Raw genomic sequence first — 14926 nt, forward strand, 5'->3', positions numbered from 1 at the left:
CTGATGTGTCCGACCTTAATTCCGAAGCGAGACAACCATCGGCTCCGAAGTCGTTGACCATCGGTATTGTTGCTGGGGAAATGTCGGGTGATTTGCTGGGAGCAGGGCTTATAGCGGTACTGAAACAAAAATTCCCCGGCGTGCGTTTTGTGGGTATCGGCGGTCCCGCGATGATTGCAGCTGGCTGCGAAAGCTGGTTTTCCATGGAACGGTTGAGTGTCATGGGTATCTTTGCAGTATTGGGGCGATTGCGAGAGCTGCTTGATATCCGCAAGACCTTGAAGCGGCGTTTTCTGGAGCAGCCTATCGATCTGTTTATCGGTATTGATTCCCCGGATTTTAATTTGCCATTGGCGGGCTATCTGAAGCGACAGGGCGTTCATACGGTACACTACGTGAGTCCGACGGTGTGGGCATGGCGTCAGAAAAGAGTGATTAAAATCCGTCGTGATATTGACCTTATGTTGACTTTGCTGCCCTTCGAAGAAGATTTCTATAAGCAATATTCAGTCCCCTGTAAATTCGTCGGTCATCCCTTTGCGACCGCGATTGATCCGCAAATTGATCACCAAAAAGCAAAACGCTTTTGGGGTTACAACCAGAGCGAAAAAGTCATAGCCGTATTGCCAGGTAGCCGTGGCGGGGAGCTTAAATTTATGGCGCCCCTGTTTCTGGAAACCATGAGCATCATTAAGAAGATGGAACCGGATATAAAATTTATCGTGCCGCTGTCCTCAGCACAGCGCCGCGAACAATTCGAAACGGTGCTCAATCATTACGGTGAAGATATGCCCGTTCAACTGGTGGATGGTCATGCCCGCGAAGTGTTGGCAGGCAGTGATTTTGTATTGGCAACATCCGGCACGATTACCCTGGAGGCGATGTTGTTGAAGTGCCCGATGATAGTGGCTTATCGTTGGGGCGTGATCACTCACGCGCTCTTTTCGCCACTGGTTAAAACGAAGTTCATTGCGTTGCCGAATTTGTTAGCCCAGGAAGAAATCGTTCCTGAGTTTCTGCAAGACGAAGCGACACCGGAAGCCTTGGCAAAAGCACTGTTTCAGTTAATGTACGATCATTCCCGTTGCGATCAGATGCGCCGCCGTTTTACCCAGATTCATGAACAGCTTAATACTAACGCCAACGAGAAAGCCGCTGAGGCCATCGCCGAGCTAATTCAAGAGCAGGCCGGTTAGCAAGTAATTAACCAATTAAACAGCTGCGTTTTCGGCGTACAGTAACAGGGGACAACGATGCAATCTGAATTGAGTTTTTACGATGGACAACTGATTGCCGGAGTGGACGAGGTCGGCAGGGGGCCTTTAGCGGGCGCGGTAGTCGCAGCGGCGGTGATATTGGATCCGGCCAGACCGATTGCCGGTTTAACCGATTCCAAAAAGCTCACTGAAAAAAAACGCAATACCTTATTTGATATTATCATGGAGCAGTCGTTGGCCTGGGCGATCGGTCGTGCCGAAGTCGATGAAATCGACCAGCTTAATATTCTCCATGCCAGTATGTTAGCGATGAGCAGGGCGGTAGAGCAGCTGACGCCCCAGGCCGAATTCGCCTTGGTCGATGGTAATCGATGTCCGGCGTTGGCGTGTCCCTCCCGAGCCATCATAAAAGGGGATCTGACGGAGCCTTGTATCAGTGCGGCCTCCATCATTGCAAAAGTAACCCGCGATCGTGAAATGGGCGAGCTTGATAAACGATATCCCGGCTATGGCCTGGCTCAGCATAAAGGGTATCCCACCAAGGTTCATCTGACTGCACTACAGGAATTGGGACCGTCCGAGATACATCGCCGGAGCTTCGGACCGGTAGCAGCACTATTAGGTTAAGAATATGAGTTCTTCATTTGTACATCTTCGTGTTCATACAGAATTTTCTTTGGTTGATGGCCTGGTTCGCATAAAGCCCATGGCGAAAGCCGCTTCGGCCATGAATATGCCTGCTATTGCCATGACTGATTTCTGTAATCTGTTTGCGTTGGTGAAGTTTCAGCGCGCAACCACCGGGGCGGGGATCAAACCTATTTTTGGTGCAGATATACTCATTGAATCCGCCCATAGTGAAGACCCGCCCAGCCAAATTGTAGTGCTGGCGAGAAACATGCAGGGTTACCGTAATCTGACCGAATTGGTGTCGGAAGCTTATCTGCACGGTCAGAAGCTGGATAAAGCGATCATTTCAAGGGAGTACCTGAAGCAGAAAACCGAGGGTTTGATTTGCCTGTCCGGTGGCAAGCAGGCTGAGATAGGTCGCGCTTTATTATCAGGCAAAGCAGACAAAGCAAATGACTTGGTTCAGGAATACATGGGCCTGTTCCCTGACAGTTTTTATCTTGAGTTACAGCGTACCCAGCGTCAGGACGACGAAACTTATCTACACCTTGCAGTAGATCTGGCTGCACAAAATGATTGCCCTGTAGTGGCTACCAACGATGTGCGCTTCATTAATAAAGAAGACTATGAGGCCCATGAAGTCCGGGTGTGTATCTATGAAGGCTGGACATTAGAGGATACCAGTCGCGAGCAACGTTACAGCGAAGAGCAATATCTTAAAGCGCCGGAAGCCATGTGCGAACTGTTTGCCGATATTCCCGAAGCCATCGAAAATACGCTGGAAATCGCCAAGCGCTGTAGTTTCGAGATTCCCCTTGGTACCTACTATCTACCGGATTATCCAGTGCCGCAAGGCATGACTCTGGATGAATTCATGATAGACGAATCCAGAAAAGGCCTGGAAGAGCGGTTGGCATTTTTGTTTGATCCGGCTGCGCCGGATTTTGCCGAAATTCGCAAGCCTTACGATGAACGTTTGCAGATCGAGTTGGATGTCATACTGCAAATGGGGTTTCCCGGTTACTTTCTTATTGTTGCTGATTTTATTCAGTGGGCCAAAAATAATGGTGTACCGGTGGGCCCCGGACGTGGTTCCGGAGCCGGCTCCCTGGTCGCCTACGTTTTGAAAATCACCGATCTTGATCCCTTGGAATACGATTTGCTGTTTGAGCGATTCCTCAATCCGGAACGGGTATCCATGCCTGACTTTGATGTGGATTTTTGCATGGATGGACGCGACCGCGTTATTGAGTATGTGGCGGAGAAATACGGTCGCAATGCAGTAAGTCAGATTATTACTTTCGGAACCATGGCGGCGAAGGCGGTGGTGCGTGATGTGGGTAGGGTGCAAAGCCGTTCCTATGGCTTTGTGGACCGTATTGCCAAGTTAATCCCGTTTGAGGTGGGTATGACCCTGACCAAAGCGTTGGAGCAGGAGCCACAGCTGCAGGAATTATTCGACCGCGATGAAGACGTGCGTGAATTGCTGGAAATGGCGCTCAAGCTGGAAGGGGTAACCCGTAACGTGGGCAAACACGCGGGGGGAGTTGTCATTGCGCCTTCTGCCCTGACGGATTACGTTCCGCTGTATTGCGACGAGCAGGGTAATAATCTGGTAACGCAATTCGATAAGGATGATGTAGAGTCTGCGGGCTTGGTCAAGTTCGACTTTTTGGGGCTGCGTACCTTGACTATCGTCGATTGGGCTTTGAAAACCATTAATCCGATTCTGCAAAAACAAGGTAAACCGGAAGTGGATATTGCCCGTATTCCTCTTGATGATTCTACCTCGTTCGATCTGCTGCAAAAGGCTGAAACCACCGCCGTATTCCAGTTGGAATCACGGGGTATGAAAGATTTGATCAAGCGGCTTAAGCCTAACACATTCGAAGATATAGTTGCGTTGGTCGCGCTGTTCCGGCCGGGCCCGCTGGGCTCCGGTATGGTGGACGACTTTATTGCCCGTAAACACGGCAGGCAAAAAGTGGATTACCCGCATCCGGATTTGCAGCCGATTCTTGATACCACCTATGGAACCATTTTGTATCAGGAACAGGTTATGTTGATTCCGCAGGTGCTAGCGGATTTCACTCTTGGTGGTGCCGACCTGTTGCGCCGCGCAATGGGTAAGAAAAAAGCCGATGTAATGGCTCAACAGCGGGCCGTGTTTGTAGACGGTTGTGCTAGAAACGGCATTGATGAAAAGTTATCAACCGATATCTTCGACACCATGGAGGAATTTGCGAAGTACGGTTTTAACAAATCCCACTCGGCTGCCTATGCATTGGTATCCTATCAGACAGCCTGGTTGAAAGCGCATTATCCCAGCGGCTTTATGGCTGCGGTCTTGTCTGCGGATATGCACAACACCGATAAAGTGGTGACGTTGATTGATGAGTGCCGGCGCATGCAAATTACCATTGTCACACCGGACGTCAACGTCAGCCAATATAAATTTACGGTAAACGAACGCAGTGAAATTGTGTATGGCTTGGGTGCGATAAAAGGTTTGGGCGAAGGTCCTATCGACGCTATCCTGGAAGGCCGCGAAGCTGACAAACCGTATAAGAATCTATTCGAGTTCTGCCGTCGCGTGGATTTGAAAAAACTCAACCGGCGCGCCATGGAAGCGTTAATACGTGCGGGGGCACTGGACAAGCTTGGCCCTGACCGTGCCACGTTGATGGCCAATTTGCAGGAAGCCACCCGTTACGCCGAACAGGAAAACAACAACCAGGCCATCGGTATTATGGATATGTTCGGTTCCATCGACGATGAGTCGGCCCCGGAACCTGAATGGATAAAGGCCAAGCCCTGGAGCGATGACGAACGCCTGAACGGTGAAAAAGACACTTTGGGTCTCTATCTCACCGGTCATCCTATTGACCAATATCTGGATGAAATTTCGCATTTCGTAACCTGCCGTATTGCCGACGTCAAACCCGGTAATACCCGCGAGTCCCGTTCTATCGTCTCGGGTTTGATTATTGCGATGCGGGTCATGAAAAGTAAACGCGGTGACAAGATGGCGTTTCTGACGCTGGACGACAAAAGTGGCCGGCTGGAGGTTTCCATTTTTTCAGACACCTATGAAGAGTATAAGGATCAGCTGATTAAGGACGCTATTTTGGTGGTGGAAGGGGACGTCAGCATCGACGAATACTCCGGAGGCTTGAAAATGGTAACGCGGAAGGTGTTCAGCATCGCCCAAGCCCGTGAAAACTATGCACGCCTGATCAGTCTGGATATTGATCACTCGGTGCTGTCTAATGATTTTAGCCGTCAACTGCAACAGGCGCTGGAGCCCTACCGGGAAGGTGGCTGCCGGGTGCGGGTGCAGTATTCCAGACAAGGTGCCAATGGTCGCTTGTATTTAGGGGACGACTGGCGGATTTCGCCGAAGGCGGAATTGATTAAACAATTAGAGCAGCTTTGTGGAGAGCGCTCCCTTAAAGTGCTGTATCGATAATGACAGAATCCGGCTTCGCGGCAAAATATGAGCATAAATAACATTTTGCCACAAATTCGGGGTATGGCGGATCGATCATCTAGTCGACAGCTTTAGCTGCTTACTTTAAGGTAGAGGCAGCTCCATTCTCCTCAAAATAACAACGTAACAGGATCAGTAAACTATGAATCCTAACTATTTGGATTTCGAGCAACCCATTGCTGAATTGGAATCCAAGATTGATGAATTGCGTAATCTTGGCAAAGGCTCAGACCTCAATATCAACGATGAGGTAAAACTGTTAAAAGAAAAGAGCCTGTCGCTGACGGAAAGTATCTTTTCGGAATTAACTTCATGGCAAATTGCCCAATTGGCGCGGCATCCCCAGCGTCCTTACACGTTCGATCACATAAAACGGATTTTCAGTGACTTTGATGAGCTGCACGGGGATCGTACCTTTGCAGACGACAAAGCAATTGTTGGTGGTGTGGCCCGCCTGGACGGAAAGCCGGTGATGATTATCGGCCATCAAAAGGGCCGCGATATCAAAGAAAAAGTGCTGCGCAATTTCGGTATGCCGCAACCGGACGGCTACCGCAAAGCCATGCGATTGATGCAAATGGCAGAACGATTCAAAATGCCGGTACTCACCTTTATTGATACCCCGGGTGCATACCCGGGTATCGAAGCAGAAGAGCGTGGCCAAAGCGAGGCCATTGCACGCAATTTGGCAGTGATGGCCAGCTTGCGTACTCCTATTATCGCTACCGTAATTGGAGAGGGCGGCTCCGGCGGTGCGTTGGCTATTGGTGTGTGTGACCATTTACAAATGTTGCAATACAGCACCTATGCCGTTATTTCACCGGAAGGCTGTGCCTCCATTCTCTGGAAGAGTGCTGAATATGCCTCTGATGCTGCCGAAGCCATGGGATTGACTGCCGAGCGTCTGCATGAACTCGGGTTGGTGGATCAGGTGATACCGGAGCCGTTGGGCGGTGGACACCGAAATTACGACGTGGTTGCTGATGCAATGAAGGCCGCACTCATCGAAAATCTGGAGCGGTTGTCTTCCAAAGACGAAGAAACCCTGATGTCAGAGCGCTATCAACGTTTAATGAGCTACGGTTTCAGCGGGTAACCCTATCTAGTGGAATTACTGATCTATCCGGTGCTGGGAATTGTTGCCGGATTGGCCGCCGGTTTGCTTGGCGTGGGTGGCGGCCTGATCATTGTGCCGGTGCTGATTTACGCATTTACTTCGCAAGGGTTCTCACCGGAAGTGTTGACACACATGGCGGTGGGGACGGCGCTGGCCACGATGATCGTGACTTCCTCCGGATCCGCTTATCAACACCATAGAAATGGCGCCGTTGTCTGGTCGGTATTTCTGTGGTTTGCGGTAGGCTTATCGGCAGGCGCGCTGCTTGGTGCTAAATTGGCGGATTTGCTGCATGGTCGCATCCTTCAAATATTACTTGGATGCTTCGCAATTCTACTGGCCTTGCAAATGGCGGCGGGTAAGAAAGCAAAACCCTCTCGTGCTTTGCCGGGGAAGCCGGGTCTGGTTTTGGCAGGGGGCATAATCGGTTCTATTTCTGCAATCTTCGGTATCGGCGGCGGCTCACTCAGTGTGCCTTTTTTCTCCTGGTGTAATATGAAGATGCAACAGGCAGTGGCAACCTCCGCTGCCGGTGGGCTGCCTATAGCGGTGGCCGGCTCTGCCGGGTTTATCTATACCGGCTGGAACGAAGCTGGTTTACCACCACACAGTGTGGGCTATATCTACATTCCTGCGTTGATCGGTATCGCCATTACCAGTGTGGTATTCTCCCAAATTGGAGCCCATTGGGCACACAGACTTCCTGCGGCGACCCTCAAGAAAATATTTGCTGCCCTTTTGGTTGTAGTAGGTATCAAGTTGGTCATTGGATAGCGAATCCGGCTTTCATCCCCCCCGCGGTTAGGGTAATGTCACGCTTTTGCAATAAACACGTAATAGCCTGCGCCGAGCTTCTAAAGGACCCTAATTATGACTCGCTTCCTTCTTCCCGTATTGTTAGCTTTTTTTCTGGTGGCTTGTGCGAACCACAAGGTTCAGGATCTGTATGACGGAGCGGATGAGCACGCAGCGTTGATTCAATCCGATGACACGGTGTTGATAAAATATATTGATAATACTCCGGTGGCGGATGGTTTTATCGGTCAAAAGATTCGCTATCAGGTGGGCGCTGGACAGCATACGCTCATTGCGGAATATTCCGATATATTTGATATTTCAGACGACGACTTTGACAAAGTGGTGTCACGTCCGGCAAAAATCACGTTCAACGCAGAGCCGGGTAAAGAGTACTTTATCGGTAATCAACCCCAGAAAACCTTGCAAGAAGCCAAAGACTTTGCTGAAAATCCAGAATTTTTGGTGACGGAAATAGGTAGTAACAAGGCCATTGAAGCGAAGGTGGAGCTGAGTCGTCCACGTACCTTTATGACAACACTCAGATCGGCCGCTGCACCTGTCTACGAATTCGAATCTGATCAGGTAAACACCTCTGCAACCCGTAACGTTGCGACGGGTGCAGCGGATAGTGCCGTTGCCATTGCACCGGAGCAAGAGATTCCGCAGAGTAGGGATATCCCCGCAGCACAAGTCTTACCTGAAAATATACCTTCACCGCTTTTGATTTTGCAGCAAGTGTGGGATAGGGCGTCTGAGGCCGAGCGAGAAGAATTTTTACGCTGGGTGAATCTGAGAAAGCAATAACCGGACACCCAATTAGCCGGCATCGACGCGGATGTAATGTGTAAGCAGCTATTAGATTGCCCGCAAACGGGCGATTTTAATGCAGACATTACTTTGCATTTCATTCAAGTGTCATATAATTGCAATGTCGCCGTAGCCTAATTAGAAAGGTGACTTATTAATGTTGCTGTTTATGATCGTTGCGAAGAGTGGCAGAAATGGTGGGAAACCACGAATTTTACGCCGGTAATTAAGGGTTTTACCTACCGGAACCTGACTCGTAAATTTCGTGCACATTTTGCTCAGGGAATTGAGTTCAAACAACGTGAATGTCACGAAAGTGTAATCTGCCACATTCATACTTCGCAGCGTTTGTAAGCCGACATATTGCGAAAAAAACCTCGGACCTTCTTAGGAGAGAAAAATGAAAGTTAGATTGCTTCCTTTAGCTATTGGTGCTGCTATTGCTATGCCTGGTATTGCGTTGGCAGACGGACCCACTGTCTACGGTAAAATGAATGTTACCTATGAAGCTGTTGATTACGATGAGTACGACGAAGTGCAGCTGAATAGCAACGCATCTCGTTTGGGTATCAAAGGCTCTGAAGAAATTAACGATAACCTGTCTGTAATTTATCAAGCTGAGTATGATATTAATGTTGACGATGGTGGGTCTGCTCCATTTTCTCAGCGGGATATTTTTGCTGGACTGGAAGGGAGTTGGGGTCTATTTAAAGCCGGTAAATTTGATAGTCCGTTGAAATTGTCTCAAGGCAAAATTGATCAGTTCAACGATATGCAGTTTGGTGATATCGGTTATGTGGTTTTAGGTGAAGAGCGGGTTTCAAATACACTGCAATATTCAACACCAGCGCTCGCCGATGCGTTTACTATAAATGTAGCATGGATGCCCGGTGAAGACGGTGAGCCTGCAGGAACACCTCCGGTGAGTGGTGATGACGGTGCTGCAGATTCATTTTCAGCAGCTGTTGTTTACTCTACAGATATGTTGTATCTGGCGGTGGCTATGGACGACAGCATAGTGACTGAAATCAAATCGTTTATTGATAGTGTTGCTTGGGATAGCGTTCGTTTTACTGCTGGTCTAAAACTGGACATGTTTGAACTCGGCTTTTTGTTCTCAACTTCCGAAACATCTGATGATGCAGCTCTTGGGGAACCTGAAGAGCAGGAAGGCTACGTGCTGAGTGCTGGCCTGAAATTAGGTGAAAGCAATAAATTGAGAGCCCAATACGGTTATTCTGAAACGGACGTGAAAACAGTAGTTGGCGGGTCAGCCGCAACATATGAGCTCACACAGTATGGTATTGGTTTCGATCATAGTCTAAGCAAGCAGTCCAAGCTGTTTGCGAATTACATAGCTCTGGAAGAAGACGATGGAGCAGAATTAAACACGTTCCAGGTGGGTATGGAGCACAAGTTCTAAGTTGATTTTCACGATAGATCAATTTAGATAACATAAAAACGCCAGCGATATTATGCTGGCGTTTTTATGTTCAGAGGGTGCTTGAGACCCCCACAAAAAAGGCAGCTTTTAAGCTGCCTTTCATCGTACAGTGTGAGTGCCAGTTAATCAATCTTCTGAAAAACCAGCGTAGCATTGGTGCCACCAAAACCAAAGCTGTTTGACATTGCTGTGCGGACGCCTGCGTTGTCAATCCGGCTGCGGGCAACATTGGCGCCTTCCAGTTTTGGATCCAGGTTGTCGATATTAATGGATTCGGCGATAAAATCATGCTGCATCATGAGCAAACTGTAAATCGCTTCCTGCACACCGGCGGCACCCAATGAGTGACCGGTAAAGGACTTGGTCGAACCCACCACCGGCATCTTGCCGCCGTTAAAGATCTCCCGTACCGCCCCCATTTCCGCCACATCGCCCACTGGCGTGCTGGTTCCGTGGGCATTGATATAGTCTACGCCACCGTTCACCGTGGACATCGCCAGTTGCATACAACGCATTGCGCCTTCCCCGGAAGGGGCCACCATATCCACACCGTCGGATGTGGCACCGTAGCCCACCAACTCAGCATAGATTTTCGCACCACGGGCTTTAGCGTGTTCGTATTCTTCCAGCACCAGCATGCCCCCGCCACCGGCAATAACGAATCCGTCACGGGCAGCATCAAAGGCGCGGGATGCCTTTTCTGGTGTGTCGTTGTATTTCGTCGACAGCGCACCCATGGCATCGAACAAGCAAGTTAGCGTCCAGTGCTCTTCTTCTCCGCCGCCGGCAAACACCACATCTTGTTTGCCCAGTTGAATCAGCTCCATAGCATGGCCGATGCAGTGTGCACTCGTGGAGCAGGCCGAGGTGATTGAATAGTTAACCCCTTTAATTTTAAACGGGGTTGCCAGGCAGGCGGAAACGGTGCTGGTCATCACCCGGGGCACCATGTAGGGCCCAACACGTTTAACACCTTTCTCGCGCAGCAGGTCTGCAGCCAGTACCTGGTTGCTGGAGCTGCCACCACCGGAGCCGGCAACGATACCGGTGCGAATATTGGACACCTGGTCATCGGTCAGGCCCGAGTCTTCAATGGCTTTTTGCATGGAAATATAGGCGTATGCGGCAGCCCCGCCCATAAAGCGAAGTGGCTTGCGATCAATATAGTCTTCTATATTGATGTCTACCTGGCCTGCAACATTGCTGCGCAAACCCATCTCTTTGTATTCCTCTTTAAATCGAATACCGGATTGTCCGCTCCGTAAAGATTCGGTGACAGTTGTCTGATCGTTCCCGAGGCAGGACACGATGCCCATACCAGTAACCACTACGCGTTTCATGGTAAAACCCTTTGTTAAATGGCTGACATTGATTTTTTGTTATGTTGTTTTCAGCACGTCCTGTTAAAAGTTGTCTGTTGAGGTGAACAGACCCACACGCAAATCCTTCGCGGTGTATATTTCCCGTCCGTCGACATGCAGTGAAGCATCAGCGATGCCCATTACAAGTTTGCGTTCAATCACTCGTTTCATTTGAATCTCGTAACGTAATAATTTAGCAGTCGGTAATACCTGCCCGAAGAATTTCACTTCGCCGGATCCTAACGCCCGGCCTCTGCCCGGATTGCCTTTCCAGCCCAGGAAAAAGCCCACCAGTTGCCACATGGCATCCAGCCCCAGGCAGCCCGGCATAACCGGATCTTCTTCAAAATGACAATCGAAAAACCACAGGCTGGGGTCGATATCCAGTTCAGCACGAATCTCCCCTTTACCGTGTGTGCCGCCCTCGGCACTGATATGGGTGATGCGGTCCATCATAAGCATATTCGGAAGTGGCAGGCGTGCGTTTCCTGGCCCGAACAATTTGCCGTGGCCGCAGTCTAAAAGTTCTTCACGAGTGTAGGAGTTTTTTTGATTCATGGTTAATTGTGGCTTTTATAGATGAATAGTTTGCGTACATTTACTCGCAATCCGTTGAAAAGCGGAGATATCGCAAATGCGCTCCAACAGAATGCCAGATGGAAAAATCAAGTTGCCGGGCTAAGCGTTTGAGTTTTATTGTTTTTATATCTTTGTTTGTCTGCGCCTGGCCAGCAAGAGTCATTGAGTATTCAGTGAGATATGGTATCTGTTCTGTAAGTAAGAATCGACAGGTCAATAGTTTAAATTGTATTTGAATATGTTAATCCGATACGCCGGTTTATGGCCCAAGGGCGGTGAATTTCAGGCAGTCAAGCGGCTTAAGAATGCAAAGGGAGCTAATAAGGCGACTTTTGTGTGTCAGGTGGTTGCCAGGCCGGTGTTCGGGTGTCTCTGTGTAGAGGTTGTGGTATGGTAAGCGGCGATTTTTTCGAGCCATATTAAAGCCCTGCAAGGCTAACAAGAGGTCAGCTTGTGATTCCTGAGATTGGAAATTTTGCCATAGTTATGGCGTTGGTACTGGCAGCGGTTCAGGCCGTTGTACCATTAGCCGGCGCTGCCCAGGGAAACCGGCGCTGGATGGTGGTCGCCAGGCCTGCATCCTATGCGCAGCTTTTGTTTTTGGTTGTCGCATTTGTGCTATTGGCTTACAGCTTTGTCAAAAATGATTTTACTGTGTCCTATGTCGCCAATCACTCCAATACCCTGTTACCCGTAGGGTATAAAATATCGGCGGTTTGGGGCGGTCATGAAGGTTCGCTTTTGTTGTGGGCATTGGTGTTAGCCGGGTGGACCGGAGCTGTAGCCATGTGGAGCAGCCATCTTCCCCTGGTGGTGGTAGCCCGGGTGTTAGGTGTAATGGGCCTGATTGCGGTAGGTTTCAATTCTTTTCTTCTATTTACCTCTAATCCATTTGCCCGCCTGCTTCCGGATTTTCCGCCTGATGGTGGCGATCTCAATCCGCTGTTGCAGGATCCCGGACTCATTGTGCATCCGCCCATGCTGTACATGGGGTACGTTGGATTTTCTGTTGCGTTCGCATTTGCCATTGCAGGCTTATTGGGCGGTCGTCTCGATAGTGCTTGGGCTCGATGGTCCCGTCCCTGGACCACCATCGCCTGGTGTTTTCTAACCATAGGCATTGCTCTGGGCAGTTGGTGGGCTTATTACGAATTGGGTTGGGGCGGCTGGTGGTTTTGGGACCCGGTCGAAAACGCATCCTTTATGCCCTGGCTGGCGGGTACTGCGCTGATTCATTCTCTGGCGGTCACAGAAAAAAGAGGGGTTTTCAAAGCCTGGACGGTTTTATTGGCAATCACGGCTTTTTCCCTCAGTTTGCTGGGCACGTTTCTGGTGCGTTCCGGGGTGCTGACATCGGTGCACGCATTCGCCGCGGATCCCGAGCGAGGCTTCTTTATATTGGTGTTTTTATTAATGGTGGTCGGGGGCTCCCTGGCATTGTTTGCGATTCGTGCCCACGCCTTGAAAAGTGAGAGCCAATACGACCTTTTTTCGCGTGAAGTCTTTTTGCTGATCAACAATATTATTCTGATCTGTGCCACGGGTGTGGTGCTGGTCGGTACTCTGTATCCGATCCTTTTTGATGTCCTGGGATTAGGAAAAATTTCGGTGGGGGCACCTTTTTTCAATATCGCTTTTACCCCGATTGCGCTCATTATTATGGTGTTTTCCGGCATCGGGCCGTTGGTGAACTGGAAGCGCCACAACATAACGATGCTGAAGCGAACCCTAATACAAGCGGCGTTTATCTCGGTGTCGATCGCAGCCCTGTGTTTGTGGATATTTGATGCAGGTTGGAATTGGATGGTGTTTGTTGCGTTGAGCCTTTGTGTTTGGGTGGTGTGGCATTCATTGTTTGAAGCGTTCAAAAAAATGCAGACCGCCAAAGGCGGCCTGGTGGCCGGATTCCGGCGTTTATCATTAAGCTACCGGGGCATGGTGATTGCGCACATCGGCTTTGCCATTACCGTTGCCGGAATTACCATGACATCCAGTTATGATGTGGAGCGTGATGTGAGGATGTCAGCCGGTGACGAAGTGGAAATCGGCCCGTACCTGTTCGTATTTGATGGTATCGAAGAAGTGGAAGGACCCAACTATGCAGCGACCCGGGGTTTGGTTGCGGTGAGCAAAGGCGGTAAAGCCGTTGCATTTCTGACTCCGGAAAAACGCCATTACCATGTGCGCCGGGATGTGATGACCGAAGCGGCCATTGACGCTGGGTTCAGTCGTGACCTGTATGTTGCTTTAGGCGAATCCCTGGGGGATGGGAGTTGGGCCATCCGTATTTATTTCAAGCCCTTTATGCGCTGGGTATGGGGGGGAGCCATGATTATGGCTTTGGGCGGATTTATCGCGCTGAGTGATCGCCGTTACCGCATTAAACTGACCAGCAAGGCGAGAGGTGCTGCATCGGGCTTACTGGGGGGCCATAGTTGATGAGTCGCGGTAAACTGCTTTTATATTCGGTGCCTTTGGTACTGTTTCTGCTGTTGGGCTATTTCTTTGCGCGGGCGTTGCATTCCGATCCTTCATTGCTGCCATCCACGCGTGTGGATCATCAGGTGCCGGCTTTCAATCTCAATACACTGGCTGAGCCGGAACAGCAGATAACGGAACAGATGATTAAGGGGCCTTTGCTGCTGAATGTGTGGGCTACCTGGTGCCCGTCCTGTCAGTTGGAGCATCCGATGTTGATTCAATTGGCTGAAAACGGCATCCGCATCATCGGGCTCAATTATAAAGATGAACGAATGGCAGCGCAGAAATACCTGGACATTCACGGCAATCCGTTTGAATTCAATATCTACGATACGAAAGGCGACCTGGGGTTAGACCTGGGTGTTTACGGTGCCCCGGAAACATTTTTGATCGACTCTGACGGGGTGATTCGTTATCGCCACGTCGGGGTTATATCACCGGAGGTTTGGCGTGAAACCCTATGGCCAAAATGGCGGGCAATGGGTGGGACACACAGCCCGGTGCCGGACGTGGAGAAATCCTGATGTGTAAACCGATTTTGTTATCGCTGGCACTCATGGCGTTTTGTTTGCCTGCAGTCGCGACCATCGATGCTTATGAATTTGAAAATTATCAGGATGAGCAACGGTTTCGGGTATTGGTGGAGGAGCTACGTTGCCCCAAATGCCAGAACCAGAATATTTCAGATTCCAATGCCGGGTTGGCTAAAGACATTAAAGATCGTGCGCACAAGCTCATTGTTGAAGGCAAAAGTAATCAAGAAATCACAGATTATATGGTTGAACGCTACGGAAACTTCGTAACCTACCGTCCGCCGGTTAAACCCATCACCTGGTTTCTTTGGTTCGGTCCTTTTGTTTTGGCACTGTTCGCCACTGTGGTTTTGTTGGTTTATAAACTCAAATCAGGCGCATCAGGAAAAGCCGAGCTGGATCCGGAACAGCGGGATAAGGTCGATGCTTTAATGAAAAAACTGGATCAGGTTGATCGGTGAAAACCGCT

Annotated in this window: 12 protein-coding genes; 10 read left to right on the forward strand and 2 right to left on the reverse strand. The window is 49.8% G+C overall.

Translation table 11 applies throughout. The features are described 5' to 3' along the window. The first annotated feature begins 5 nt into the window (after nucleotides 1–5). The 7 genes from lpxB to FT643_RS11420 all read left to right on the forward strand — a co-directional run bounded on the left by lpxB (nucleotide 6) and on the right by FT643_RS11420 (nucleotide 9482). The gene (gene lpxB / locus FT643_RS11390; protein ID WP_317622009.1) at nucleotides 6–1196 is read left to right on the forward strand and encodes a lipid-A-disaccharide synthase; all 1191 of its coding nucleotides are present in this window, start codon (nucleotides 6–8) and stop codon (nucleotides 1194–1196) included. A gap of 57 nt (nucleotides 1197–1253) precedes the next feature. Next, nucleotides 1254–1844: a ribonuclease HII gene (gene rnhB, locus FT643_RS11395; RefSeq protein ID WP_156871531.1), complete on the forward strand. Its 591-nt coding sequence runs from the start codon at nucleotides 1254–1256 to the stop codon at nucleotides 1842–1844. 4 nt (nucleotides 1845–1848) lie between these two features. Beyond that, nucleotides 1849–5316, forward strand: coding sequence for a DNA polymerase III subunit alpha (dnaE, locus tag FT643_RS11400; protein ID WP_156871532.1), 3468 nt, complete (start codon nucleotides 1849–1851; stop codon nucleotides 5314–5316). A gap of 163 nt (nucleotides 5317–5479) precedes the next feature. Further along, nucleotides 5480–6433 carry an acetyl-CoA carboxylase carboxyltransferase subunit alpha gene (locus tag FT643_RS11405; RefSeq protein ID WP_156871533.1) on the forward strand — a complete coding sequence of 318 codons (954 nt, stop codon included), beginning with the start codon at nucleotides 5480–5482 and terminating at the stop codon, nucleotides 6431–6433. A gap of 9 nt (nucleotides 6434–6442) precedes the next feature. Beyond that, the gene (locus FT643_RS11410) at nucleotides 6443–7228 is read left to right on the forward strand and encodes a sulfite exporter TauE/SafE family protein (protein WP_317622010.1); all 786 of its coding nucleotides are present in this window, start codon (nucleotides 6443–6445) and stop codon (nucleotides 7226–7228) included. 96 nt (nucleotides 7229–7324) lie between these two features. Then, nucleotides 7325–8056, forward strand: coding sequence for a DUF2057 family protein (locus tag FT643_RS11415; RefSeq protein ID WP_156871534.1), 732 nt, complete (start codon nucleotides 7325–7327; stop codon nucleotides 8054–8056). A 403-nt stretch (nucleotides 8057–8459) separates the two neighbouring features. Further along, nucleotides 8460–9482, forward strand: a complete 1023-nt coding sequence (locus FT643_RS11420; protein WP_156871535.1) for a porin — start codon at nucleotides 8460–8462, stop codon at nucleotides 9480–9482. A 143-nt stretch (nucleotides 9483–9625) separates the two neighbouring features. Here the strand turns inward: FT643_RS11420 and fabB are convergent, their stop codons facing one another. Continuing rightward, entirely contained in the window at nucleotides 9626–10843 is a 1218-nt protein-coding gene (fabB, locus tag FT643_RS11425) for a beta-ketoacyl-ACP synthase I (protein WP_156871536.1), read from the reverse strand. 63 nt (nucleotides 10844–10906) lie between these two features. Then, entirely contained in the window at nucleotides 10907–11422 is a 516-nt protein-coding gene (fabA, locus tag FT643_RS11430; RefSeq protein ID WP_156871537.1) for a 3-hydroxyacyl-[acyl-carrier-protein] dehydratase FabA, read from the reverse strand. 474 nt (nucleotides 11423–11896) lie between these two features. On the opposite strand from fabA, the gene FT643_RS11435 reads away from it, so the two are divergent. From FT643_RS11435 to FT643_RS11445, 3 genes are read left to right on the forward strand one after another with little or no spacing between them, the layout of a single operon-like run. Continuing rightward, complete coding sequence (locus FT643_RS11435; RefSeq protein WP_317622011.1) at nucleotides 11897–13882, forward strand: heme lyase CcmF/NrfE family subunit; 1986 nt, start codon at nucleotides 11897–11899, stop codon at nucleotides 13880–13882. After that, the gene (locus FT643_RS11440) at nucleotides 13882–14448 is read left to right on the forward strand and encodes a DsbE family thiol:disulfide interchange protein (protein ID WP_156871538.1); all 567 of its coding nucleotides are present in this window, start codon (nucleotides 13882–13884) and stop codon (nucleotides 14446–14448) included. The genes FT643_RS11435 and FT643_RS11440 overlap by 1 nt, the downstream gene beginning before the upstream one ends. Continuing rightward, on the forward strand, nucleotides 14448–14918 hold the full coding sequence (locus FT643_RS11445) for a cytochrome c-type biogenesis protein (RefSeq protein WP_232340138.1): 471 nt from the start codon (nucleotides 14448–14450) through the stop codon (nucleotides 14916–14918). The genes FT643_RS11440 and FT643_RS11445 overlap by 1 nt, the downstream gene beginning before the upstream one ends. The last annotated feature ends 8 nt before the right edge of the window (nucleotides 14919–14926 follow it).

The organism is Ketobacter sp. MCCC 1A13808 (genome assembly GCF_009746715.1).
Lineage (GTDB): Bacteria > Pseudomonadota > Gammaproteobacteria > Pseudomonadales > Ketobacteraceae > Ketobacter.

Bases quoted from the DNA above. Each gene is read 5' to 3' on its own strand.
- rnhB (WP_156871531.1), top strand. From the start codon at position 1,254: ATGCAATCTGAATTGAGTTTTTACGATGGACAACTGATTGCCGGAGTG.
- dnaE (WP_156871532.1), top strand. From the start codon at position 1,849: ATGAGTTCTTCATTTGTACATCTTCGTGTTCATACAGAATTTTCTTTG.
- FT643_RS11405 (WP_156871533.1), top strand. From the start codon at position 5,480: ATGAATCCTAACTATTTGGATTTCGAGCAACCCATTGCTGAATTGGAA.
- FT643_RS11415 (WP_156871534.1), top strand. From the start codon at position 7,325: ATGACTCGCTTCCTTCTTCCCGTATTGTTAGCTTTTTTTCTGGTGGCT.
- FT643_RS11420 (WP_156871535.1), top strand. From the start codon at position 8,460: ATGAAAGTTAGATTGCTTCCTTTAGCTATTGGTGCTGCTATTGCTATG.
- fabB (WP_156871536.1), bottom strand. From the start codon at position 10,843: ATGAAACGCGTAGTGGTTACTGGTATGGGCATCGTGTCCTGCCTCGGG.
- fabA (WP_156871537.1), bottom strand. From the start codon at position 11,422: ATGAATCAAAAAAACTCCTACACTCGTGAAGAACTTTTAGACTGCGGC.
- FT643_RS11440 (WP_156871538.1), top strand. From the start codon at position 13,882: ATGAGTCGCGGTAAACTGCTTTTATATTCGGTGCCTTTGGTACTGTTT.
- FT643_RS11445 (WP_232340138.1), top strand. From the start codon at position 14,448: ATGTGTAAACCGATTTTGTTATCGCTGGCACTCATGGCGTTTTGTTTG.